Source organism: Paenibacillus harenae DSM 16969 (assembly GCF_000422465.1).
GTDB lineage: Bacteria > Bacillota > Bacilli > Paenibacillales > Paenibacillaceae > Pristimantibacillus > Pristimantibacillus harenae.
In genome coordinates this window covers 843,664-865,656 of record NZ_KE383843.1, presented here as the reverse complement: position 1 = coordinate 865,656, position 21,993 = coordinate 843,664, and the positions used below count along the sequence as shown (strand labels likewise).

The following is a 21,993-nucleotide window of genomic DNA, read 5'->3' as shown; positions in this document are numbered from 1 at the left end:
TTTACGTGGAAAGAGTTGTATGCGAATATGATTATTAATCGAGCAACAAGCCGGCGCCTGCTCACGCTGCTGCTGGTCTCGGTCCTGCTGCTTGCCGCGGCGGGCTGCGGCAACGGTTCGCAGACGGAAGGCTTCGGCGCTGATTCTTCCGTACAAGACGGCGATGTCACGCTTGTGATCGGCGCCTATTCGGTCGTAAAAGATGCATTCGCCGATCTGCTGCCGCAATTCCAATCCTACTGGTATGAGAAAACAGGGCAGAAGGTGACGTTCCAGGAATCGTACGAGGCGTCCGGGACGCAAGCGCGGGCCATTGCCGGCGGCTTCGAGGCGGACGTCGCAATTCTCGCGATGGAAGGCGACCTGGACAAAATAGCGGAAGCCGGCTTCATCACGCATGACTGGAAAGCTCAACCGAACAATGGAATGATTACGAACTCCATTGTCGTACTGGGAACCCGCGCCGGCAATCCGCTGGGGATTAAGGATTGGAAGGACCTGACGCGGGATGGCGTGAAGGTGCTGTATCCGAATCCGAAGACGTCCGGCGGCGCCCAGTGGGATATAAACGCGATATATGGAGCGGGATTAAAGCTGTCCGAGCAGAAGAACGGGAGCAAGGATCCGGCCTACGCCAAGAGCTTCCTGAAGGCGGTGCATGCGAACGTGGAATCGCTTGATAAAAGCGGACGCGCATCCATGGCGGCCTTCGAATACGGCGTTGGCGATGTTATCGTTACTTACGAGAATGAACTGCTCGCCCGCGTGAAGAAGGGCGTCGCTTATGAAATTATCGTACCTAATAGCACCATATTGATCGAGAATCCGGCTGCCGTCGTCGATAAAAACGTCGACAAGCATGGCACGCGCAAGGTCGCGGAGGCTTTCATCGCTTACCTGCAAAGCGAGGAAGCGCAGCGATTGTTCGTCGATCACGGCTTCCGTCCGGTAGAGGAGAAGGTTGCGATGGAAACGGCAAATCGCTTTGAGCTGCCGGAGGATTTATTCGACATTTCCTACTTGGGCGGCTGGGCGGAGGTAAGGGATAGCCTGTATTCGAAGAAAGGCATCTGGTACCAGGTGCTGGCCGGTTTATAATTGAAGAAAGCTCTGTTTGTAGCGGCTCCGGGATTCGGAGACGCTACAGACAGAGCTTTTTACTTGGAAGTTTGGATTATTGATTGGATATGATCCCCTTCAACAAGACATACTAATTAAGGTTTGCAACCAAAATAACCATTTCAGGGGGTAATTACATGACAGCACATCTGGGTGCGCATGAAACGATGGAACTGCATGAAGTACTGAATGCGTCCATCGACCGCATCAATCTGTTTCAATTGTATCGCCCGTACGTTAAGGATCAGAGGCTTCTTCAAATTGTCGATCGCCAGCTGCAGTTTACGATGAACGAGTACAATCAGACCGTCCAATCGTTGAATCATCAGGGCAGAGGCCAAGCGGTGCCTTACCGTTCCCCGATGAATACGGCGCCGATATACGGTTTGGACAACCCGGCTCGACAAACCCCGAACTTATCGGTCAATCAAATGGATGATCGCGATGTGGCTTGCGGCATTCTCGGCTGTCATAAATCATCCGCTCTGATGACGATGATTGCAGCTCTTGAGTGCGCGGATCCGCAGCTGCGCCGGATGATGCAGCAAAGCGCCGTGAATTGCTCCGAGCAAGCCTATGAGATCTGGCAGTATATGAACCAAGCCGGATACTATCAGGTGCCGACGATGAAAGAGATGACGACGAACACGGTGTTGAACAGCTATGAAACGGCTGGAAATACGATGAACAGCATGGATATGCTGCAAGCTCAAGCGCAGCAGCCAATGGCGGGTCCAAATACGCCTTACAATATGCAACAGTAGGACCGTCCAGCTCCGCTTATACAGCGGGGCTTTTTTTTAGCCCGTACAGAGGCGGATTACATGAGAAGCCGGTCTAATCCAATCGCGCTAATGAGCATCCTTTCCTTCTTGTTCCCCAGCATTTGTTGGGACCAATCGACGAAACCGCCGTCTCCGATCATAAATTCACGTCCATTAATTGTTGTCTGGATCGTAAATTGCAGCCCCTTATAATATGGATTATTCAGGTTAGGCTCTTTGACGGATGTTTTAACCGAACGCTGCTCCCCGTCCTGCAGAATTCTCTCCACCAGCCCTTCGGCATCCTTGTACCCGTCACGAATGCTCAGAACAATCTCAAGCTCCGAATGGAACAAGGTTTGGAATATGTCCTGGTAGACCGATATGTGCTCCCGGAAGGCTTGCTTCTCAAAGCTGTAGGAACCCCGGTCTATGCCGGACGTAACCATGCAGAACAAGTGAAAATGAGGAAGCATTCCGGGAGCGCTGCCGAAATATTGCGCCCTCACATGTCTATGCGTTGTGCTGAATCGGATAAAATCATCCCGGTTGCTCCGTATGCGAGACTTCATTAAATCGCATATATGCAAAGCTAATAGATTCGTAGCGTCCGACACCACCTCGGTTCCTCTGAGCGCGGAGATCACTTTATTCTGATCCACCGTCGCGATTGCCGAGCAGGCTCCAAGCGGAGCAACGGGAGATAGCTGGACGGGGGTGGCGGAGCGGCTGTCCGCGATTCGCAATACATCAAGCTCCAGCTGTTTCAGCTCGAGTGGATTAACGCTTGCGGGCTGCACGAAACGGTTGGCCTGGTATTTTTTTAATAACTCGCTGGCAGTTGACCGAGGGGCTCTGCTCTTAAACACTTCAAGCAGCAGAGTATTTAAACCCGCCCCCGATATCCGTTCGCTAAGCATTTCAATGATCGCTTCGATACCGGGCTCCCGAGTTATTCGTTCATCGTGATTCGGCCTGTCGTTCGACACTGATTTCTCCTCCTTATCCTAAGGAACAATCCGGAAAACACCCGTTAAATATGAATTAAATTACCTGGGATTATATGCTGATCCGACTGGATGTGTCAAGCTGAAACGGGTCGGCCTATCTGCTGTTCTAATCCTCCATCCTTTGCATATAGTGAGTAACGAAGCCCGAAGGTTTGCAAGTCTTGCATTACCGCTCGCAATCAATAGAATAGGGCAGCAGGAGGCACATAAGATGAATGATGCTAGGAAATCGCAACGGAAAAACGGTAGAAAGGGCTACGCAGGCAAGGACATCCTCCATAATATTGAACAAACGCTGGCGGAGCTGGAGGTTTATTTGGAGGATAATCCGGATGATGAAATCGCTCAGGTGCAGTACCGGCAATACTTAAGCAAGAAGGAGGATTACCAGCAGCTGTTGGCGGACCGTTTTGGAGATGGTTCGGACTTGGAACAGCACGCTTAATCAAATAGAATGCCCGAAGGGTGAATCCGAATGCGTATGGAACGCATGTCGGGCTCACCTTTATTTGGCGCGTAGAATTCGCTTGAACGGTTATGTCCTCAGACGGGTACGCCGACAGGTGCTTTGCGAGTGCGTACTGAAAAATACGCTCCCTTGCGAAATGTATAAGAATGAGAGAAACATGTTATCGCAGGGGAGTACGATTTATATGAAACGAACCGTTAGATTGAGAACCATAAATGCGAAGAAATTGGCGATCGCCGCCTTGGCGGTGCTTATCGCGATCGTTGTCGGCGGGTGGGCTTCATTCCGGGTAATGGTAGAGGTACAGGACATCGATCAGCTGAGCGAGCCGCTGCCGGCGGCAACGGTTATTTATGACCAAGAGGGGAAGGAGGCAACCCGCCTTGCCTTCAATAAAATCGAGGAAATCGGATACGCCGAAATTCCCAAGCATATGGTCGATGCCGTAGTAGCCGTTGAAGACAAACGTTTTTTTGAGCATGACGGTATGGATATGCGGGCGATTACGCGCGCACTGGTGACGAACTTTTCCGCAGGGGGCACCGTTCAGGGAGGCAGCACCATTACGCAGCAGCTGGCCAAAAACGTTTTTTTGTCGCATGAGAGAACCTGGTCGAGAAAGTGGAATGAGGCGCTGCTCGCGAAAAAAATCGAGGAAAGCTACAGTAAGCAGGAAATCATGGAAATGTATTTAAACCAGATTTATTTCGGCGAGGGAGCATGGGGAATCAAACGGGCGGCGTATACGTATTTCGGCAAGCAGGTGAACGAGCTTACGGTTGCGGAGTCCGCGCTGCTTGCCGGTCTCGTCAAGGCGCCTTCCGCGCTTACGCCATATAAGCATATGGAAAAGGCGAAGGAACGGAGGGACGTCGTTCTGAAGCTGATGAGAGATCAGGGAGTTATTACGGAAGGATCGTTCCAAGCCGCGGTTAAAGAGGAAGTAACCTTGTTAAGCTCGAAGCCTAACCGCGTGGAGGACATCCTGTATACGTATTACGTGGACCAGATCATTCGCGAGGCAATGACCGTCTATGGCCTGTCGGAGAATGAAGTATTGGAAGGCGGGCTTCGAATCTATACGGAAATGGACACAGGCATGCAGGAAGCAGCGGAAAGGACATATGCGAAAGAAACGCTCTTCCCCGAAAGCGCGGCGGATCAGCTGCTGCAGAGCGGCGCCGTCTTAGTCGATCCGCGTAACGGCGGAATCCGGGCGCTCGTCGGAGGCAGAGGAGAGCAGCCGTTCCGCGGGTATAACCGCGCGGTTCAGCTTAAGCGCCAGCCGGGCTCGACTATCAAGCCCGTAGCGGTCTATACGCCAGCACTTGAGCAGGGCTACCGGCCCGGCGACAAGTTAATCGATGAACCGATCAATATCGGAGGTTACGAGCCTCGGAACGCAGACGGACGCTATCACGGAGAAGTGACGATCTATGAAGCGCTCATTCATTCCTATAATATTCCGGCCGTGAAGCTGTTGAACGAAATGGGCGTAGGGCAAGGGGCGGATGCGGCAGCCCGATTCGGCATTCCATTAACCGAAAGCGACAGGACGCTTGGCCTTGCGCTTGGGGGTCTCGAGGAAGGCGTATCGCCGCTGCAAATGGCGGAAGCATTCGGCGTATTCGCCAATGACGGTATTCGTATGAAGGCTCATGCCATAAGCCGGATTGAATCCGCCGACGGCACGGTGCTGGCTGAATTTAAGGGGACGAGGGGGGCGAAGGCGACGGATGCCGCCATTGCCAGGACGATGACAGCTATGCTGGAAGGCGTCGTTCAGGATGGAACCGGCGAGGCGGCCGCGCTTGAGGGAAGGCCTCTTGCCGGAAAGTCCGGCACGACGCAAATGCCGGGTACGTCCGGTTACGGTGCAAAGGATAATTGGTTTGTCGGCTATACGCCGCAGTTGGTCGGAGCGGTATGGTTAGGCTACGATCAAAGCGACAGTAAGCATTACTTGACGACAAGCTCCAAGGCTGCGGCTGCCGTCTTTCAAGCGCTAATGGAAGGCGCATTAAAGGATGAGCCTGTACTGTCCTTTCCAGGAGCCCCGGGTCTGATGCCCGGCAAGAAACTACAAACGGATTCGGACGATGATGACGATTCGGATAAGAAAAAAGAGAAAGACCGCGACCGCGATCGTAAGAAAGCGGAGGAAAAATGGAAGGAATGGTTAGAGAAAGAAAGAGATAAAGAGAAAGACAAAGGTAAGGGGAAGGGCAGAAACAAAGACCGCGACGATAATGACGATAATGATTAAGTCTCATCTAACGCTAGAGAAAGGAGCCCGGTCGATGCCGGGCTCCTGTTTTATGCTTCTTCGCTTTAAGTAACCTCAAAAATTATAATGTTGTCATAAATGAAGATTTATGTTATTAATAGTATTGTTAATATGTAATGAATATATTAATTTTAAGCAATTTGTAAGCGTTTTATCAGATGCCGGCAAATCTCAAAAATAGAGGAGGGGTGTTAATCAACTTCTAGAAAGAGCGGCAATATTTAAATGGATACGCTTTCAAAAAAAGGCAAGAAGAGAGAGGAGCACTGTTATGAGTAAAAGTATGGCGCGAAGAAGTACGCTTCTTTTCATAATGCTTGTCTTCCTAATACCCAATATTGTTCTTGGCGAGGGTGCGGATAAACCGGACAAACCGGAAAGTGAAGCTCCCCTATTTCAAAATGTGTCCGTTCACGACCCATCGATCGTAAAAGACGGTAATACGTATTACGTATTCGGTTCTCATATCGAAGCAGCGAAGTCAACCGATTTGATAAATTGGACGACATTCACAAATGGGTACACGACGCCCGGCAACGTATTATATGGAGATTTATCGGAGAATCTGGCAGGCTCTTTTGCTTGGGCCGGGGAGAATGATTCTGACAGCAAGGGCGGATATTCCGTATGGGCTCCTGATGTTTTCTGGAATGAAAACTATAAGAATGAGGATGGAACAACAGGCGCTTATATGATGTATTACAGCGCATCCTCAACCTATATACGTTCCGCGATCGGTTTTGCGGTATCTCAAAATATTGAAGGTCCGTATACGTACGGGGATACCATTGTATATTCCGGTTTTACCAGAGATGAAGCATATGATACCAATAGTGTAATTAATAAGAAATGGACGAATACCAATATTAATAAGCTTGTCGAGAACGGTACGTTAACGGGAGAAAGATCCGAGTGGTTTAATGCAAATGGAACTTATGCGAATGATATCTATCCAAATGCGATAGATGCTAATTTGTTTTATGACGAGAACGGCAAACTGTGGATGACGTACGGATCTTGGTCCGGCGGAATCTTTATGCTTGAAATCGATAAAGCCACAGGGAAAGCCATGTATCCAGGCCAAGATGGAACAACAGCTGACGGCAGGCTTGTTGACCGGTATTTTGGAACAAAAATTGCAGGCGGATATTTCAAGTCAGGCGAAGGACCTTATGTTGTATATGACAAGAACACAGACTATTACTACTTGTATGTAACCTATGGGTGGTTAGGCGCAGATGGCGGCTATAATATGAGACAGTTCAGGTCGGAGACACCTGACGGTCCCTATGTTGATGCGCAAGGGCAAGATGCAGTGCTGCCGGGCAACACGGATAATGCTCCCTACGGGAACAAGCTGATGGGCAACTTCTTATTTGATCGAAAAGTTGGAGACTCTGGGACGGGAATAGGCACCGGTTATGTTTCTCCAGGACATAATTCCGTTTACTATGATGATCAAACAGGAAGGCAGTTCTTGATTTTCCATTCGCGATTCCCGCAAACAGGCGAGTTTCATGAGGTTCGGGTTCACCAAATGTTTATGAATAAAGACGGTTGGCCAGTAGTTGCGCCATACCGCTATTCCGGTGAAAAGCTTGACAAAGTAAATACGCAAGACTTGATCGGCGAGTACAAATTTATTAACCATGGGAAAGATAATTCAGCAGAGATCAGAAACGCTGTATTCATTCGTTTAAACAAAGACCATACCATATCCGGAGATGTTAATGGCAGATGGAAAAAGACAAGCCATAACCAAGCGGAAATAACCGTGGATCGAGTAACCTATGAAGGAGTATTCGTGCGTCTCTGGGATCCAACGTCGGAACGTTATGTAATGACATTTACAGCAATGTCCGAAGAAGGAGTATCCGTCTGGGGAAGTAAACTGCCCGATAAAACAGATGAAGAAATTGTAGCTGATGTTTTGAATGACCTGGATCTTGGCGACACGGCGAACGTCATTTCCAATTTGACGCTTCCGGCAGAAGGTACTAGGCACACCGAAATAACATGGAAGACTTCGGATCCCAACGTGGTCACAGAGACAGGAGTTATCAACCGGCCGGAGGCTGGGTCTGATCCTGTGACGGCTACACTTACTGCAATGATTGCAAAAGGTTCAGTAAATGCGGAGAAAAGCTTTACAATTACGGTGCTTCCGTACAAAGAAGCCGGATTAGCGGCTCATTATGCGTTTGAAGACGACTTGAGCGATACGGTAGGTCATTTCGGCTCCGGTACTGTCACCGGCAATAGAATTGACAATACGGGCGGCACGATGTCATATGTTGACGGCAAGAACGGTAAAGCCCTCGTGTTTAACGGAGCGTCCGGCGTACGCTTGCCGAACGGATTAATCTCCAGTAACGAGTACACCGTATCGCTTTGGTTGAAGCCTGAGGAACTAACGATGTTTACAACGACTTTCTTCGGCGCAAGAGACAGCAGTAACTGGTTAAGCCTCGTTCCGAACGGTCCCGTGGGCGGAAACACAATGATCTGGTCCGCCAGTTCGAGCTGGTATGACGCTGTCACAGGTATGACAATCAACAGAGGGGAATGGACGCATTTGGCTTTCTCCGTTGATAACGGTACGATTCATGTTTATGTCAATGGAGCAGAGAAATTTACAGGAACGAACTTCCCTAATCTGTTTACGACTACCGATGCCGGCTTCAGCTTGGGCGTCAACTGGTGGGATACGCCATACAAAGGCTTGATGGATGAATTGCGCATTTATGAAGGTGCGCTTTCACCATCGGAAATTTTAAATTTAGCACAATAAACGGGTAACAGCTTATAAATGCTTCGAACAAAAAAATCGTACGGTTATCTGTACGGTTTTTTTTGTTCGCGATTTTGGCGGATGTTCCGTAATATTGCTCCCGACGCGATAAAGCAAGAGCCTTTTTTTATTTATCGCATACGTAAAATAACAAGGAAATATGTCCTCATGAATCGAATACCTGAAGAACGAATGGTTGTAAAATCCAGCAGAAACGGAGAGCTTGTCCTATGAAGTTCATTCAATTTCGACTAATTGCAGAAGCATTGGGAGCAGTTTTAATTATGGCTGTAGTCATCATTGCCGTACAGGTGATCATCGGAGCGGTAAACACCGCAATGTATGTGCCGGATATCATGAATAGCTATGAGAGCGTGGATGATCTGCAGCACGAGGTCTCATTCGGCAAAGTCCGAGGCGGGAATTGGATTATTGAGGGGGCCGTATGTTTGATTGCGGGTGCGGTCTATTACGGAGTAAGGCTGATAATTCGATCAAGAAGAAGATAAGCGCCGACTGGAGCCGATTTATGGTTTATGCCAACCCTCTATTTATGCTATGCTTTGTCTATTAATAGAGATATAGAGGGTGAGCAGCATGAAAGACTTTAAGGATTATATCGAGCTGCATCTCTGCTTCGACGGCGAAGGGCGAGAGGTTGAGGTGCTTGATGTGACGCAGCTGGAAGAGGATGTCTACCAAATCGAAGAGAATCCGGTTTTTACGGAAAAGGTGTCTTTCGGAGATGTCATTAAGGTCAGAAAGTCAAGGGATGTTTCCTATTACATAGATACGATCAAAAAATCAGCGTTTACAAGACATAACTGGCTGCTTAGCCGGGAGGTCATTCATTCCTTGGAGCTGAAAATCCTTAAGAATAAGATCCGCGACTGGAACGGCAATGCCGAGCAGGTATTTGGCGGCATCTTTATCGTGAATTTACCGGCACATACGTCTGTCGATATTCAAGACGAAGTGCAGAAGGTTATCAACGCGGTACAAAAATGAGTGTAATGGAACGTTTAGGCAGCGCGTCTTTGTTTGGATAAACTAAAGCAGGAGGTAATCAAGAATGGAGCTTGGATTAAACGGTAAGGTTGCCGTCGTTACGGGCGGAAGCAAAGGAATTGGATATGCCACTGCTCTATTGCTGGCTGCTGAAGGGGCTGAAGTGGCGATTGTTGCGAGAGAGCAGGAGTCACTTACAAGCGCGGCGGAGCGAATTAGGGAGCAGACGGGCAAAAGAGTGCTCGCGATCAGCGCGGACGTGTCGGTGCCCGAAGAAGCGGCCCGTGCGGTCGAGGAGACGGCGGCGCGCTTCGGCAAGGTGGATATTCTCGTCAATAATGCCGGGACATCGGCCGCCCGGCCGTTCGAGCAGGTGGACGGCGATGCCTGGGCGGCTGATCTTGATTTGAAGCTGATGGGAGCCGTCCATTTCACGAAGGCAGTGCTGCCTTACATGCGGCATGCCGGCGGAGGAGCCATCGTCAACGTAACGGCTGTCGGCGGCAAAACGCCGTCCGCCTCGTCGCTTCCTACTTCGGTTAGCCGGGCAGCCGGACTTGCGCTGACGAAAGCGATGAGCAAGGATTTGGCAGCCGACCGGATCCGGGTAAACGCGGTTTGCATCGGTTTGATCCGCAGCGCGCAGATCGAGCGGAAGTGGCAGGCTACGGCGCCGGAACTCACGTGGGATGAATTCGCGGCCGATCCCCGGCACGGCATCCCGCTTGGCCGGATCGGACAGGCCAGGGAAGCGGCTAACGTCATCGGCTTTCTTGTCTCGGATGCGGCGTCATTCGTCACCGGCACATCGGTCAATATTGACGGCGGGCTATCCGCAGTTCTATAGCCATTCATTTTTATTTGATTTATTTTAGAAACTGTACTACCATTAGATTGTAATAATTACAAAAGAAAACCTTTACATCGAACTTTTAGAAGCAGACCGATGTTTGTTACAATAAAAGGAGGAACCCGGCATGCTGAGCATCACGGCGGAAATGGACAGAATTAACCGGCATCTGATGGCGAACGGCTACAAGTTGACGACGCAGCGTGAAATTATTTTGCGGGTATTATTGGAAAATGAAAAGGATCATTTGAGCGCGGAGGGCGTGTTCATGCTGGTCAAGCAGAAGTTTTCCGATATTGGCCTGGCAACCGTATATCGTACGCTGGAGCTGCTGGCGGATCTGAATATCGTTGAGAAAATGAACTTCGGGGACGGCGTAGCGCGGTATGATCTGCGTGGAGATGAACATGAGCATATGCATCATCACCTGATCTGCGAAGAATGCGGATCGCTTCAAGAAATCAAAGAGGATTGGCTGTATGATCTCGAACAGCGTCTGGAACGCGAATACGGCTTCAAAGTAAGCGACCACCGGTTAGACTTTACGGGCACGTACAAGAATTGCACGAAAGGCGAGTGCAAGAGAGAAGGCAAAGCTGTTTCTTGACATAGATAAACAAACGGAGCTGTTCAAGGTCATTTGACCCGGCGAGACAGCTCCGTTTTTTTTTATAGTTATTCAGACTTCGCTTGCGGCTCTTTCCCGAGCGCGTTAACCGAAGGCATCAGATAGGTGCCAGCGCCGACGGCCGTAATGAGTACGCCGGAAATCGCGAACCAAGAAGCCACCCTGTCGATGAAGAGGACATATTCAATGGACCAGAAGCCGAGAATACGAATTGATTCCATCCCGCTATTCGGGTAAGTTCCTCGCTAGGAGCAAGCAGCGGAACGGAGGCTTGCATGGCTGGCATATGAAAGGCCGTCGCGACCGACCGAATGCCGAGCGCCGCGAAGATGACCCAAATAGGCGGTTCTCTAAAGAGAAGAGCAAGCGCCAAGCTGACGGCCGCAATCGAGCTGTCGGCGAGGAGCATTATTTTTTTGCGGTCAAATCGGTCGATCAGCGTACCAATGAACGTCCAAGCAGCGCCTGCGGCAGCAAGCCCGCTGCGGAGGCGTTGGACAGCATAACGGCAGAGCCAGTCGTACCGGTCAGCCACCAAATGATACTGAATTGAACCATCGAGCTGCTCAGCAGGGAGAAGGCTTGGCCTGAAAATATAATAAAAAACGTTCTACGCCAATTGGCGGGAATAGTTGTTGTTGTCATGTGCTATACTTTCCATTCGTTTATGTAGTTAAAGTAAACGAATCAGACACGCAACGCGTAGGCGGAGAACATTCATTGATGAATGTTCTTTTTTGTTTTCTGATGCGATATACCTAGAACATACCTATTAATAGTAGGGAAGGATGATTTTATTGGTGTCAAAATAACCATTATATGCTAATCTATATGAGTTGCGAATTGCCGAAAGAGTAGACAGATAGACTTTGATTCTTGCATGCGCGAAACGCGAATTTTGTAGAAATGCAGGGAGGATATTGATGAAGAAGAATGTAGCTATGCTGTTAATTACCGCGCTGGTTGTTATGCTGTTCCAACAGGCGGCTTTTGTTGAGCGGGTTAGTGCCGCGGTCCCAGAGCCCCCTATTTATCCGGTGAAGGATATGTTCAGCGATGTAAGTTTAATTGAAGACGGATATGATAATTCAAATGACACGTTCGGAAGAAGAAACTATATCGGCTTTGATACGATTTACGGTTCTCAGAAAACGTATTTACAATTCCCTCTCTCCGGCGTCAGCACCACGAAAGCGCTGGAATCGGCAACGCTTGTCATCCCCATTTCGGTTACTTATGCGGGGAAACAACACAATAATGTGAGCGATCCTCCTTATATTAAGGTGTTTAAATCCGAGAACGATGATTGGATAGAAGCAAGCTGGCCGGATCTCTCGGGTTTACCCGCATATAACGAAGCGACGGACTTTATAGGAATGCATACCTATGATACAGGCATTGCAAATGGAGACTATGTAGAATTTCGATATGATGTCACCGGTTATATGAACTCGCGACGTCAGACGCCCGGAAACGACGCAACCTTCGTGTTGACCGGAATAACCCGGGAAGAGCTTGCAGCCGATGGACTTTCCGAAGCTCAAATTAATAACGTACAAAGCTACTTTCAAATACCCGACCGATTGACTAATCATATCGCTCTCAGAAACGGCGGCATACCTTATGTTGAATATGTTTATTCCCCTAACTCTCCACCTGCCGGCACGATTAGTATAAATAACGGAGCAACTTACACGAATACGGCTAACGTGACATTGGATATGTCTTCTTCCGATCCTGACGGCGATTCTATTGAAATGCAATTTTCAAATGATAGCACAGGAACTTGGAGCACCAAAGAACCTTTTAGTAACAGCAAATCATGGGCACTTTCCACAGGCGACGGCCCAAAAACCGTTCATATGAAATTGACAGACCAAGCAGGGAATGAAGTTACTCTGAGCGATACGATCATCATGGATGCGACTCCGCCAGTTGTAACCGGCGTCACTACCGGGGAAGTTACAAATCAGGACGTGAGTGCGGTATTTACCGAGGGTCCGGCAACGCTGAACGGAAATCCGTATACGAGCGGCACTACGATAAGCGATGAGAGAATGCATAACCTTATCGTAACGGATGCGGCAGGGAACACGACAACGATTCAATTTACGATTGATAAAACCGCACCGATCGTGACAGGCGTAAGTGATGATTTAATTTCGAACCAGCCTGTAATAATATCCTTTAGTGACGGCACAGCTATGCTTAACGGGACGGCTTTCAGCAGCGGAAGCACCGTGAGCACCGAAGGCAGCTATACCCTTGTGGTGACGGATGCTGCGAGCAATGAAACGATTATTGATTTTAAAATAGACGTGACGGCACCGACCGGCTCACTTGTAATCGCGGCGGGCAATAACAAAATCAATTCTAATAATGTTGGGTTAACCATCGACTTCCAGGACACCAATCCTCCGATCCAAATGCGCTTCGGGAATACCTTAACGGATTTAAACAACGCCGCTTGGATCGCAGGGGCAACCAGCTACAGCTGGAGTCTGACGCCGGGAGATGGCGAGAGGACGGTCCACATGCAGTTAAAGGATGTAGTGGGCAACGTAAAAGACTTCGATGACTCGATCATTGTAGATACTGTACTACCAGTTGTGACCGGAGTCGAAGATGGCAAGAAGTACAAGAATGATGTGACGATATCGTTTAATGAAGGAACCGCCTTGCTAGGCGGCTCAGCGTTCACGAGTGGAAGCACCATCAGCAGCGAAGGCAGTCATACACTTGTCGTGGAGGATGAAGCGGGCAATAAAACGACAGTGAATTTCAGCATCGACATGACACCTCCGACCGTGACCGGCGTTATCAATGGCACTCTTTACAACATTAATGTAACGCCAGTCTTTACGGATGCGAATTCAGGCGTGACTGCGGTATTAATCCCAGACGGCGCCAGCTTCACCAGCGGTACAGAGATATCGGCTGATGGAGCGTATGAGCTTGTTGTGACAGATGCCTATGGGAACATCACTACGGTTGCTTTTACAATTGATAAGACGCCGCCGACGGGCAGCTTATTGATCCAGGGCGGCGCTGCGAAAACAAGCAGCCGAACGGTTACGTTAACGATTGCCGGAACGGATCAACATACGATTCAGATGGAATTTTCAAACGACAATTTAACCTGGAGCACACCGCTTGAAGACATATCTGCCACCAAGCAATGGGATTTGACAGACAACGACGGATCGAAGACGGTTTACCTGAAGCTGACCGATAAGGCGGGCAATACGGCAGAATTCTCCGATACGATCGAACTGGATACGAAGGCTCCGGTCGTAACGGGAGTTACCGACGGCGAAATCACAAATGAAGATAAAACGATCTCGTTTAACGAAGGCACGGCAACGTTGAAAGTTGAGCCGCTGGGAGCTGAGCCATTTGTTAGCAACACGACCGTGACCAAAGAGGGCGTATACGTGCTTGTTGTAACGGATGACCTCGGTCATTCGACGACAAAAACGTTCACGATCGATAAGACAAATCCAATACTAAGCGGCGTGAACGAAGGTGACAAGCTGAATGAAGATGTAACGGTTACCTTCAACGAAGGAACCGCAGTTCTTGGCAGCAATCCGTTTACATCCGGAAGCATCGTCAGCAGCGAAGGCATTCATAAACTCGTCGTTACGGATGCGGCCGGCAACGTGACGACCGTGAATTTTAGCATCGATAAAACGCTGCCGAACGTGACCGGCGTTATTAACGGCAAGTTTTACAATACGGATCAGCAGCCTTCATACTCGGATAACAACGGCGTAGCCACCGCAAAGCTGAATGCGACGGACTTCGTCAGTGGAGCGACGGTCTCCGAAGAACGCCTTCATACGCTTGTCGTAACAGATGACTACGGCAACAGTACGACCATTACATTCACGATTGATAAAACCCTACCTACAGGCAGTATTTCGATCAATAACGGCGATGTCGCAACGACATCCGGTAACGTATCGCTGACCTATATCGGAACGGATTTGAACGATGTTGTATTGCAGCTCTCCAACGACGGTACGGATTGGAAGCCGGCTGCCGAAAGCTGGCAGCTCTCGAACGGCTACGGTTCCAAAACCGTGTATCTGAAAGTAACCGACGAAGCGGGAAATTCAGCGACCTTCTCGGATGCGATCGATTACCGGTCGGTGCCGGTTGTTTCGGATAGTAGCGCTGCAGGGACGGAGGATACGGCATTAACTTTTGCAGAAACAGACTTTGGGTATAGCAATGCGGATTCCGAAGCGCTGGATACGCTGACGATTCTAACCTTGCCTGAGAACGGCAAGCTGCAATATGACGGAACGGCCGCGGCCGCGAATCAGACTATCGCCTTTGCCGACATAAGCAAGCTTCAGTTTATACCGGCAGCGAATTGGCATGGAACGACGTCCTATGAGTGGACGGCAGCGGCTGGCGGTATTGCGGCTTCCGGATCCGTCGATATGGCGATTACGGCAGCCGCCGTGAATGATGCTCCTACGGCGGAGGATCAAACGTTCAGCACGACGGCCAGCGCTAAAATCGAGAGTAAACTCGCCGCTTCGGACGTCGAGCAGGATGCGTTAACATACGCTATCGTCGATCAGCCGGTCAAAGGAACCGTAGCTCTGGATTCCGCGACGGGCGAGTTCAGCTTTGAACCGGAGTCCGGTTATTATGCCGATGTTACGTTTACCTATAAAGCCAATGACGGGCTCGCGGTTTCGAACGCGGCGACGGTTACGATCAAGAACAACAGGCCGCCAAGCGGCGGCGGCGTCCCTCCGACGATTCCTTCGGTTACGATTACGATTGAAGGAATCGGCAATCATTCCGGAATTAAGGCCGAAATCGTCACCAAAGACGGGCAAAAGGTCGTTGTCGTGTCTATCGACGGCAGTCAACTAACGGACCTCATTAACGGTTCGAACGACAAAGAAATAACGATCGATGTCGGCTCCGCGGCCGACAATGCGGAACTGGCCATGGACCGCGATTTGCTTGCCCTGCTGGAAAGCGGGAACAAAACGATCAATCTCGTCATGAATGGAACGGGCTACGGTCTATCCTCTTCGGCCATTCGCGAAGTGTTGAAGAGCTGGGATGACAGCGGCAAGACGTTAAAAATCGAGATTAAACAAGCCGATCAGGCATCTACCGATAAGCTGGAAGCACTTGCCGAGGACAAAGGCTACGAATTGCTGGTCACTCCAATGAGCTACCAATTGTATTTCCAAAATGGGGATTCGAGAATCGATCTGACCAAGATCAAAGGTTACATTACGATCGCTTACGGCGATGAGGAGCTGGAAGGGAAATCGCCAAAGACGGCCGTGCTTCTGCTGCCAAACGGCAAACTGGTGCATGTTCCGACCAAGATCGATAAGAAGGACGGAAAGTTTGAAATCAAGGTCCACAGCTTCGCGAACGGCGTATTCTCGCTTATCGATTACGAGAAATCGTTCTCGGATGTCAGCGGCTGGGCTAAGGCTTACGTCGAAGAATTAGCTTCTCGTCTAATCGTGCAAGGAACCGGAGAGGATCAATTCGAACCGAACCGGAGCGTTACCCGGGCCGAGTTTGCGGCCATTATTACCGGAGCGCTTGGGCTCTACAACGACACTGCAGGAAGCGGATTTACGGACGTAAGTCAGGAGCAATGGTTCGCGGCTTCGCTAACTTCGGCTTCCGATTTCGGACTGATCAGCGGTTACGCCGACGGATCGTTCCGTCCGGGCGGGCAAATCACGCGGGAAGAGGCGATGGTTATTTTGGCCCGCGCGCTTGAGCTGATGGAACTTGAGCCGAGCTTTACGGAAGCCGAGCTTGAAGCGGGGCTTCATGCGTTTGAGGACAGCGATAAGCTGAAGGGCTGGTCGAAATCTTCAGTTGCTCTAACGGTTCAACTGGGCATCGTAAACGGCAGCGGCAATCGGCTTAACCCTGGCGAGCCGATGACGAGAGCGCAATTGGCGGCCGTCATCGTGAAGCTCCTTGAGACGGGACAATTCATCTAGAGGAGAAACCGATCAATGAATATTCGCTTAGAGGATACGCAGCCCGAAGATCCGTTATTGTTCGAGCTCTATGCGCTAACGAGGGCCGATGAAGTGGCGGCCTGGGGATGGGGCAAAGAGGAGCAACAAGCCTTTCTTACGATGCAGTTCCGGTTCCAGCAGCAATCTTATCGAATGCAGTATCCCGAGCATCGTATTCAAATCGTGATCGCGGACGGGCAGCGAACGGGAAAATGGCTAACGGCCATACATGGGAACGAGAAGGTTTTAGTGGATATAGCGATCTTACCGGCTCAATGTAACAAGGGAATCGGAACGGCGCTCATCCGGCAGCTGCAAGAGGAGGCCCGCTTGGCGGGCCTGCCTCTAAGGCTGTCGGTACGCAGCGATAATCCTGCGAGGCGATTATATACAAGGCTCGGTTTTGAAACCGTGAGCGAGGACGAGCTTCATGTCCGGATGCGCTGGACGAGCCTAATCGACGGATGAGTACTCGATTGGCAGCAAGACCATAAGGACGAAGTTCTCGGTAACTGCTATATTCTGCCGATTGCTTATAGATGATTGTAGATACCATTTGAAAGGGGAATGCGAAGTGGATCAATATGTTGGAGAAATTCGGATGTTCGGGGGCACTTTCGCTCCGCGAGGCTGGGCGCTTTGCGACGGAAGCCTCTTGTCGATCTCCGAGAATGAAGCGTTGTTCAGCCTGCTTGGCACAACGTACGGAGGCGACGGCCAGACGACCTTCGGCGTTCCTAGCTTGGCAAGCCGCATCCCGGTCGGCCAAGGAATGAACCCGCAAACAATGACGAATTATTCGTTGGGGAAGCAAGGAGGAACGGAGACGGTTACGTTAACGCAGACCGAACTGCCTGTACATACCCATATCGCTAACGCATCATCGCAGGCTGGAACGCAGGTATCGCCTGCCGGTGCCGTCTGGGGGGCGCAAACTACGCTAAATCTATTCTCTCAGCAGCCGCCGGACGTCCAGATGAGCCCGCAGTCGCTCACTCCTGCCGGAGGCAATCAGCCTCATGATAACATGATGCCGTTTCTGGCGATTAATTTCATTATCGCGACCGAAGGCATTTATCCGTCACAAAACTAAGGAGGTATTTCGATGTCTGAAACGTTTATCGGAGACATTCGTTTATTCGGATTTGGCTTCGCGCCGCGGGGTTGGGCGCTTTGTCAAGGACAGACGTTGTCGATTCAACAGAATTCGGCCTTGTATTCCATTATTGGCACCACGTACGGAGGAGACGGGGTCACGACTTTTAAATTGCCTGATTTAAGAGGAAAGACGCCCGTACATACCGGCAACGGCGTTATGTTGGGACAAAGCGCAGGAGAAGAGAATCATACGCTTGCCGTAAACGAAATGCCTGCTCATCATCATGCTGCGATGGCCAGTGCGCAGCCCTCCACGGTTTACACTCCGGCAGGGAGTAGTTGGGCACCGCTTGCGACAGGGACGAACTCCTATTCGCAAACGCCGGATACGACAATGAGTCCGAACGCGATCGCGCAGGCAGGCGGAAGCGCGCCGCACACGAATATGCAGCCGTATTTAGCGATGAATTATTGCATTTGCATTAACGGCTATTATCCAACGCGCGACTAGAGAACTAGAGGAGGCAGAACGATGGAACCGTATATTGGCGAGATTCGCGTATTTGCAGGGAACTTTGCGCCAAAAGGCTGGGCGCTGTGCAATGGACAATTAATTCCCATTCCGTCCAATACAGCTTTATTTTCCATTCTAGGTGTTACATACGGCGGAGACGGCAAAACAACCTTCGCCCTGCCGAACATGATGGGCAAGGCTCCGATGCAGCAGGGAGCTGGGGCCGGTCTATCGCCAAGGACGCTTGGCGAAGTAGGCGGAAGTCCATCGGTCACGTTAACGACGAGCGAGATCCCGGCGCATACCCATATCCCCCAGGCCGTAGCTGCCGGCAGCACGACGTCTCCCGTAAACGGAGTATGGGCAGGGCTTGTTCAAGGTCGTGGAACCCCGACTGTATATGGGACAAGCCCAACAACAGAGATGAACCCTATTGCTATCGGCGTTGCCGGCGGAAGCCAGCCTCACAACAATATGCAGCCTTATTTAGGATTGAACTTTATCATTGCTTTGCAAGGTATTTTTCCGCCAAGGCCTTAAGCTCTTATCTATCGCTAATACAAACAGCCCTTTCGCAAGTCGCGGAAGGGCTGTTTCGCTATGTTATTCGCCGTGCGCCGTACGGTTAGACTATGCCACAGTGCATATATGGAAATCATTTACATAAATAACCCAGGGTATGAAAACAATAAATTCATCTCAAGGATAAGGAGATTTTGCCATGCTCAAAAATGGAATAAGCAAATTGTTGTTGTTCATGTGTCTGCTCGCAGCATTGTCGGGTTGTAATAATGATAATAATGCTGATAATAATGCTGAACAGGAAATGAAACAAGAAAACCGCGAAGATATGATTGATGAGCGGGAAGACGAACGGCTTAATCCCCCAGCTCAAGAGTACCGTCAAGAACAGATAGAGGACCGGATGGGCGAATAGGAAGATGAGCAATTAAGAGTGCTAACATACGAACAGCCCCTTCGCCAGTCGCGAAGGGGCTGTTTTGTCTATGATATCCGCTGGGCGCGGTCCGGTCCGGCTAAACGACGGAAGCATTCAGAACAAATTTCTCAATGACATGCCGGACGCCTTCCTCGTTGTTCGATAAGGTGACGTAATCCGCGATATCCTTCAGCGACTGAATCGCATTGCCCATGGCAACGCCGAGGCCGGCAGCGCGGATCATCTCGTTATCATTCCACGCATCGCCTAAGGCGATCGTCTGCTCCATGGCGCATCCAAGATGCTCCGCCATAAAGCGGAGCGCGTGTCCTTTCGTGCCTTCTTTATGCATAAACTCCAAGTAATGAGCCTTCGATTTCGTAATATGCACGCGATCGCCGATGAGAGGCTTCAGCTGTTCCGCAATTTCGTCGAGGCGGGCCGGATCGTCGATTATGAGCATTTTGTTCATCGGATAATCGAGTAATTTGTTAAAGTCGGGTTCTATTTTATAAGGGATATTGGAAAGCTTGGAGTAGGCTTTAATCTTGTCATTGTCTTCCGTCCCGTAGAGCTCGTCATTCACATAAAGCTGCAGATGCAGCCCATTCGCTTCCGCGAAGGCATGAAGCTCCTTAGCCGCGTCGGCAGGCACGTTTCTCTCATATAAAACCTGTCCGTCGAGCAGCGTTTTGACGAGCGCCCCCTGATACGTAATAATAGGAACATTGAGTTCAATTTGCTTCGCAATCTTCCGGGCGGACGCGAACATGCGGCCGGTCGCCAGCGTGACCGTCACGCCTTGGGCTATCGCTGCGGCCATCGCTTGCTTCGTGCCCTCTGTTACGATCAGGTCATCCGTCAGCAGGGTATCGTCAACATCGATGGCAATCAGTTTATAGTTCATTACATGAAACTCCTCTCCAGCTCTCTATATTTATGAATAGGTTGATTGTAGCGAAAATGAAAGATACATACAAGGGCGGAGCAGAAGCTTGCCCGCAAACTTTTCGAGGAGATGACAGGATGAAAATTTTTGCGTCAATGGCCGCCAAACAACGGTTTCTGACTTTCTGCATGCTGGGTGCCGTCCTATTTGCGGCAATCGGCTTTGCGTTAGCCCTCTTATGGACGGGGTATCGTTATCCGATGCTGGGCGAGCCGACCTTTCAGCAATTTACCGTTTCCTATAACAAAATCATGAATGACTATTTGGACGGGGCCGATCCCAAAAAGTTAATTAACGGCGCCGCAGAAGGCATGGTCGCATCGCTTGAGGATCCGTATTCCCGCTATTTGATCGAGGAGGAGGGTAATGCTTATACGGAATCGTATCAAGGCGAAATCTTTGGGATCGGCGCGGAAATCAGGGAAGAGGAAGGTCATTATGTTATTTCCGGACTGACAAAGAATGCTCCTGCGGAACGCGGAGGCTTGCTGCCCGGCGACATTATCGCGATGGTTGACGGTCAGAAGCTGGAGGGCAAGACGTTCCAGGACCTGCTTGGCCTCATAAGAGGCGAAGAAGGAACGAATGTAACGCTGCAAATTCAAAGGCCGGGTCAGGCGGAACCGATTGAGCTGACCTTAAAGCGCGAAGCGATTCCGATTCATACGGTTACCTCTGAGCTTCTGGAGGGAGGAATCGGCCATGTGACGATCAGCCGGTTCGCCGAGAAGACGGCCGATGAATTTGATGCGGCGCTTAAGGAGCTTCAAGAGAAGGAGCCTCTTAAAGGCTTGCTGCTCGATATGCGCTCCAACCCCGGAGGCTTGCTGCAGCCGACGATTAAGATTGCCGATACGCTTATTCCGAAGGATAAAGTGATCCTGAATGTCGTATACAAAAATGAGCGCAGGACGGTAACGTATAAATCGCAGCAGCAGAAGAAGTGGACGATTCCCGTCGCCGTACTCGTGAACGGGCAGTCCGCCAGCGCAAGCGAGGTGCTGACCGCTGCGCTCAAGGAGTCGGCAGGCGCTGCCGTCATCGGCGAGAAAACGTACGGCAAAGGCGTTGTTCAGGCTTTTAATCAATTCAAGGACGGCTCGGTGTTAAGCTTGACGGAGGCGCAGTGGAAGACGCCTGGGGGGACATGGATTAATAAACAAGGCGTTTCGCCGGACTATGCGGTGGAGCTGCCCGCTTATACGAAGCTGAGACCGCTTGCCATCGGTTCGGATTTGAAAACCGGAAGCTACGGAGAAGACGTCAAGACGCTGCAGACGATGCTCGAGGTGCTCGGCTACGGGCCGACCGGTCAAGAAGGCTTCTTCGATGAGCAGACCAAAGACGCTATTCGCAGCTTCCAGTCGGCGGAGAAGCTGGAAGCAACCGGCGAATTCAATGACAAGACCGGATACCAGCTGCTTGACCGGCTGCGCGAGAAGCTGAAGCGGGAAGACGACCAGCTGCTCAAAGGGCTTGAAGTGCTGAAAAAGGGGTAAATCAAAATCGCAGTTGACAACGGGGATGATAATCATTATCA

Annotated in this window: 19 protein-coding genes and 1 pseudogene; 16 read left to right on the top strand and 4 right to left on the bottom strand. The window is 50.3% G+C overall.

What is annotated here, in order from left to right:
* The first annotated feature begins 27 nt into the window (after nucleotides 1-27).
* Together H581_RS0123445 and H581_RS0123440 are read left to right on the top strand one after the other, a co-directional pair.
* Entirely contained in the window at nucleotides 28-1,098 is a 1,071-nt protein-coding gene (locus tag H581_RS0123445; protein ID WP_051251259.1) for a sulfate ABC transporter substrate-binding protein, read from the top strand.
* A 158-nt stretch (nucleotides 1,099-1,256) separates the two neighbouring features.
* Complete coding sequence (locus H581_RS0123440; protein WP_028612138.1) at nucleotides 1,257-1,883, top strand: spore coat protein; 627 nt, start codon at nucleotides 1,257-1,259, stop codon at nucleotides 1,881-1,883.
* 56 nt (nucleotides 1,884-1,939) lie between these two features.
* Here H581_RS0123440 and H581_RS0123435 read toward each other — a convergent pair whose 3' ends face one another.
* A complete protein-coding gene (locus tag H581_RS0123435; protein ID WP_036719645.1) occupies nucleotides 1,940-2,872 on the bottom strand; it encodes a hypothetical protein in 933 nt (310 codons plus the stop codon).
* 232 nt (nucleotides 2,873-3,104) lie between these two features.
* Between H581_RS0123435 and H581_RS0123430 the strand changes: the two genes are divergently transcribed.
* From H581_RS0123430 to fur, 7 genes are all read left to right on the top strand, one after another.
* A complete protein-coding gene (locus H581_RS0123430) occupies nucleotides 3,105-3,338 on the top strand; it encodes a hypothetical protein (protein WP_028612136.1) in 234 nt (77 codons plus the stop codon).
* Between the two features lie 208 nt (nucleotides 3,339-3,546).
* Nucleotides 3,547-5,628 carry a transglycosylase domain-containing protein gene (locus tag H581_RS0123425; protein ID WP_036719641.1) on the top strand — a complete coding sequence of 694 codons (2,082 nt, stop codon included), beginning with the start codon at nucleotides 3,547-3,549 and terminating at the stop codon, nucleotides 5,626-5,628.
* Between the two features lie 292 nt (nucleotides 5,629-5,920).
* A complete protein-coding gene (locus H581_RS0123420) occupies nucleotides 5,921-8,440 on the top strand; it encodes a LamG-like jellyroll fold domain-containing protein (protein WP_028612134.1) in 2,520 nt (839 codons plus the stop codon).
* A 284-nt stretch (nucleotides 8,441-8,724) separates the two neighbouring features.
* The gene (locus H581_RS35150) at nucleotides 8,725-8,949 is read left to right on the top strand and encodes a hypothetical protein (protein ID WP_156889670.1); all 225 of its coding nucleotides are present in this window, start codon (nucleotides 8,725-8,727) and stop codon (nucleotides 8,947-8,949) included.
* 88 nt (nucleotides 8,950-9,037) lie between these two features.
* Nucleotides 9,038-9,448, top strand: a complete 411-nt coding sequence (locus H581_RS0123410; protein WP_028612133.1) for a DUF4265 domain-containing protein — start codon at nucleotides 9,038-9,040, stop codon at nucleotides 9,446-9,448.
* Between the two features lie 64 nt (nucleotides 9,449-9,512).
* Nucleotides 9,513-10,295 (top strand): SDR family NAD(P)-dependent oxidoreductase, encoded by a 783-nt coding sequence (locus tag H581_RS0123405; protein WP_028612132.1) that lies wholly within the window; start codon nucleotides 9,513-9,515, stop codon nucleotides 10,293-10,295.
* Nucleotides 10,296-10,425: 130 nt separating this feature from the next.
* Nucleotides 10,426-10,905, top strand: coding sequence for a ferric iron uptake transcriptional regulator (gene fur, locus H581_RS0123400; protein WP_028612131.1), 480 nt, complete (start codon nucleotides 10,426-10,428; stop codon nucleotides 10,903-10,905).
* Nucleotides 10,906-10,973: 68 nt separating this feature from the next.
* Here fur and H581_RS39065 read toward each other — a convergent pair whose 3' ends face one another.
* The gene (locus H581_RS39065; protein ID WP_245600118.1) at nucleotides 10,974-11,147 is read right to left on the bottom strand and encodes a hypothetical protein; all 174 of its coding nucleotides are present in this window, start codon (nucleotides 11,145-11,147) and stop codon (nucleotides 10,974-10,976) included.
* A gap of 26 nt (nucleotides 11,148-11,173) precedes the next feature.
* A pseudogene (locus H581_RS39755) lies at nucleotides 11,174-11,461 on the bottom strand (hypothetical protein); the annotation flags it as partial.
* 388 nt (nucleotides 11,462-11,849) lie between these two features.
* Here H581_RS39755 and H581_RS0123385 point away from each other — a divergent pair.
* From H581_RS0123385 to H581_RS0123360, 6 genes are all read left to right on the top strand, one after another.
* Entirely contained in the window at nucleotides 11,850-16,931 is a 5,082-nt protein-coding gene (locus tag H581_RS0123385; protein WP_028612129.1) for an S-layer homology domain-containing protein, read from the top strand.
* A 15-nt stretch (nucleotides 16,932-16,946) separates the two neighbouring features.
* Nucleotides 16,947-17,420, top strand: coding sequence for a GNAT family N-acetyltransferase (locus tag H581_RS0123380; protein ID WP_036719634.1), 474 nt, complete (start codon nucleotides 16,947-16,949; stop codon nucleotides 17,418-17,420).
* Between the two features lie 106 nt (nucleotides 17,421-17,526).
* Complete coding sequence (locus H581_RS0123375) at nucleotides 17,527-18,045, top strand: phage tail protein (RefSeq protein ID WP_028612127.1); 519 nt, start codon at nucleotides 17,527-17,529, stop codon at nucleotides 18,043-18,045.
* A gap of 12 nt (nucleotides 18,046-18,057) precedes the next feature.
* Nucleotides 18,058-18,561, top strand: a complete 504-nt coding sequence (locus tag H581_RS0123370) for a phage tail protein (protein WP_028612126.1) — start codon at nucleotides 18,058-18,060, stop codon at nucleotides 18,559-18,561.
* Nucleotides 18,562-18,582: 21 nt separating this feature from the next.
* Nucleotides 18,583-19,104, top strand: coding sequence for a phage tail protein (locus H581_RS0123365; RefSeq protein WP_028612125.1), 522 nt, complete (start codon nucleotides 18,583-18,585; stop codon nucleotides 19,102-19,104).
* Nucleotides 19,105-19,285: 181 nt separating this feature from the next.
* On the top strand, nucleotides 19,286-19,501 hold the full coding sequence (locus tag H581_RS0123360) for a hypothetical protein (protein ID WP_028612124.1): 216 nt from the start codon (nucleotides 19,286-19,288) through the stop codon (nucleotides 19,499-19,501).
* A gap of 100 nt (nucleotides 19,502-19,601) precedes the next feature.
* Here the strand turns inward: H581_RS0123360 and H581_RS0123355 are convergent, their stop codons facing one another.
* Nucleotides 19,602-20,411, bottom strand: a complete 810-nt coding sequence (locus H581_RS0123355; RefSeq protein ID WP_028612123.1) for a Cof-type HAD-IIB family hydrolase — start codon at nucleotides 20,409-20,411, stop codon at nucleotides 19,602-19,604.
* A gap of 119 nt (nucleotides 20,412-20,530) precedes the next feature.
* Here H581_RS0123355 and H581_RS0123350 point away from each other — a divergent pair, with 119 nt between their 5' ends.
* The gene (locus H581_RS0123350) at nucleotides 20,531-21,952 is read left to right on the top strand and encodes a S41 family peptidase (protein ID WP_028612122.1); all 1,422 of its coding nucleotides are present in this window, start codon (nucleotides 20,531-20,533) and stop codon (nucleotides 21,950-21,952) included.
* Nucleotides 21,953-21,993: the final 41 nt, after the last annotated feature.

Bases quoted from the DNA above. Each gene is read 5' to 3' on its own strand.
- H581_RS0123445 (WP_051251259.1), top strand. From the start codon at position 28: ATGATTATTAATCGAGCAACAAGCCGGCGCCTGCTCACGCTGCTGCTG.
- H581_RS0123440 (WP_028612138.1), top strand. From the start codon at position 1,257: ATGACAGCACATCTGGGTGCGCATGAAACGATGGAACTGCATGAAGTA.
- H581_RS0123430 (WP_028612136.1), top strand. From the start codon at position 3,105: ATGAATGATGCTAGGAAATCGCAACGGAAAAACGGTAGAAAGGGCTAC.
- H581_RS0123425 (WP_036719641.1), top strand. From the start codon at position 3,547: ATGAAACGAACCGTTAGATTGAGAACCATAAATGCGAAGAAATTGGCG.
- H581_RS0123420 (WP_028612134.1), top strand. From the start codon at position 5,921: ATGAGTAAAAGTATGGCGCGAAGAAGTACGCTTCTTTTCATAATGCTT.
- H581_RS35150 (WP_156889670.1), top strand. From the start codon at position 8,725: ATGGCTGTAGTCATCATTGCCGTACAGGTGATCATCGGAGCGGTAAAC.
- H581_RS0123410 (WP_028612133.1), top strand. From the start codon at position 9,038: ATGAAAGACTTTAAGGATTATATCGAGCTGCATCTCTGCTTCGACGGC.
- H581_RS0123405 (WP_028612132.1), top strand. From the start codon at position 9,513: ATGGAGCTTGGATTAAACGGTAAGGTTGCCGTCGTTACGGGCGGAAGC.
- fur (WP_028612131.1), top strand. From the start codon at position 10,426: ATGCTGAGCATCACGGCGGAAATGGACAGAATTAACCGGCATCTGATG.
- H581_RS39065 (WP_245600118.1), bottom strand. From the start codon at position 11,147: ATGGAATCAATTCGTATTCTCGGCTTCTGGTCCATTGAATATGTCCTC.
- H581_RS0123385 (WP_028612129.1), top strand. From the start codon at position 11,850: ATGAAGAAGAATGTAGCTATGCTGTTAATTACCGCGCTGGTTGTTATG.
- H581_RS0123380 (WP_036719634.1), top strand. From the start codon at position 16,947: ATGAATATTCGCTTAGAGGATACGCAGCCCGAAGATCCGTTATTGTTC.
- H581_RS0123370 (WP_028612126.1), top strand. From the start codon at position 18,058: ATGTCTGAAACGTTTATCGGAGACATTCGTTTATTCGGATTTGGCTTC.
- H581_RS0123365 (WP_028612125.1), top strand. From the start codon at position 18,583: ATGGAACCGTATATTGGCGAGATTCGCGTATTTGCAGGGAACTTTGCG.
- H581_RS0123360 (WP_028612124.1), top strand. From the start codon at position 19,286: ATGCTCAAAAATGGAATAAGCAAATTGTTGTTGTTCATGTGTCTGCTC.
- H581_RS0123355 (WP_028612123.1), bottom strand. From the start codon at position 20,411: ATGAACTATAAACTGATTGCCATCGATGTTGACGATACCCTGCTGACG.
- H581_RS0123350 (WP_028612122.1), top strand. From the start codon at position 20,531: ATGAAAATTTTTGCGTCAATGGCCGCCAAACAACGGTTTCTGACTTTC.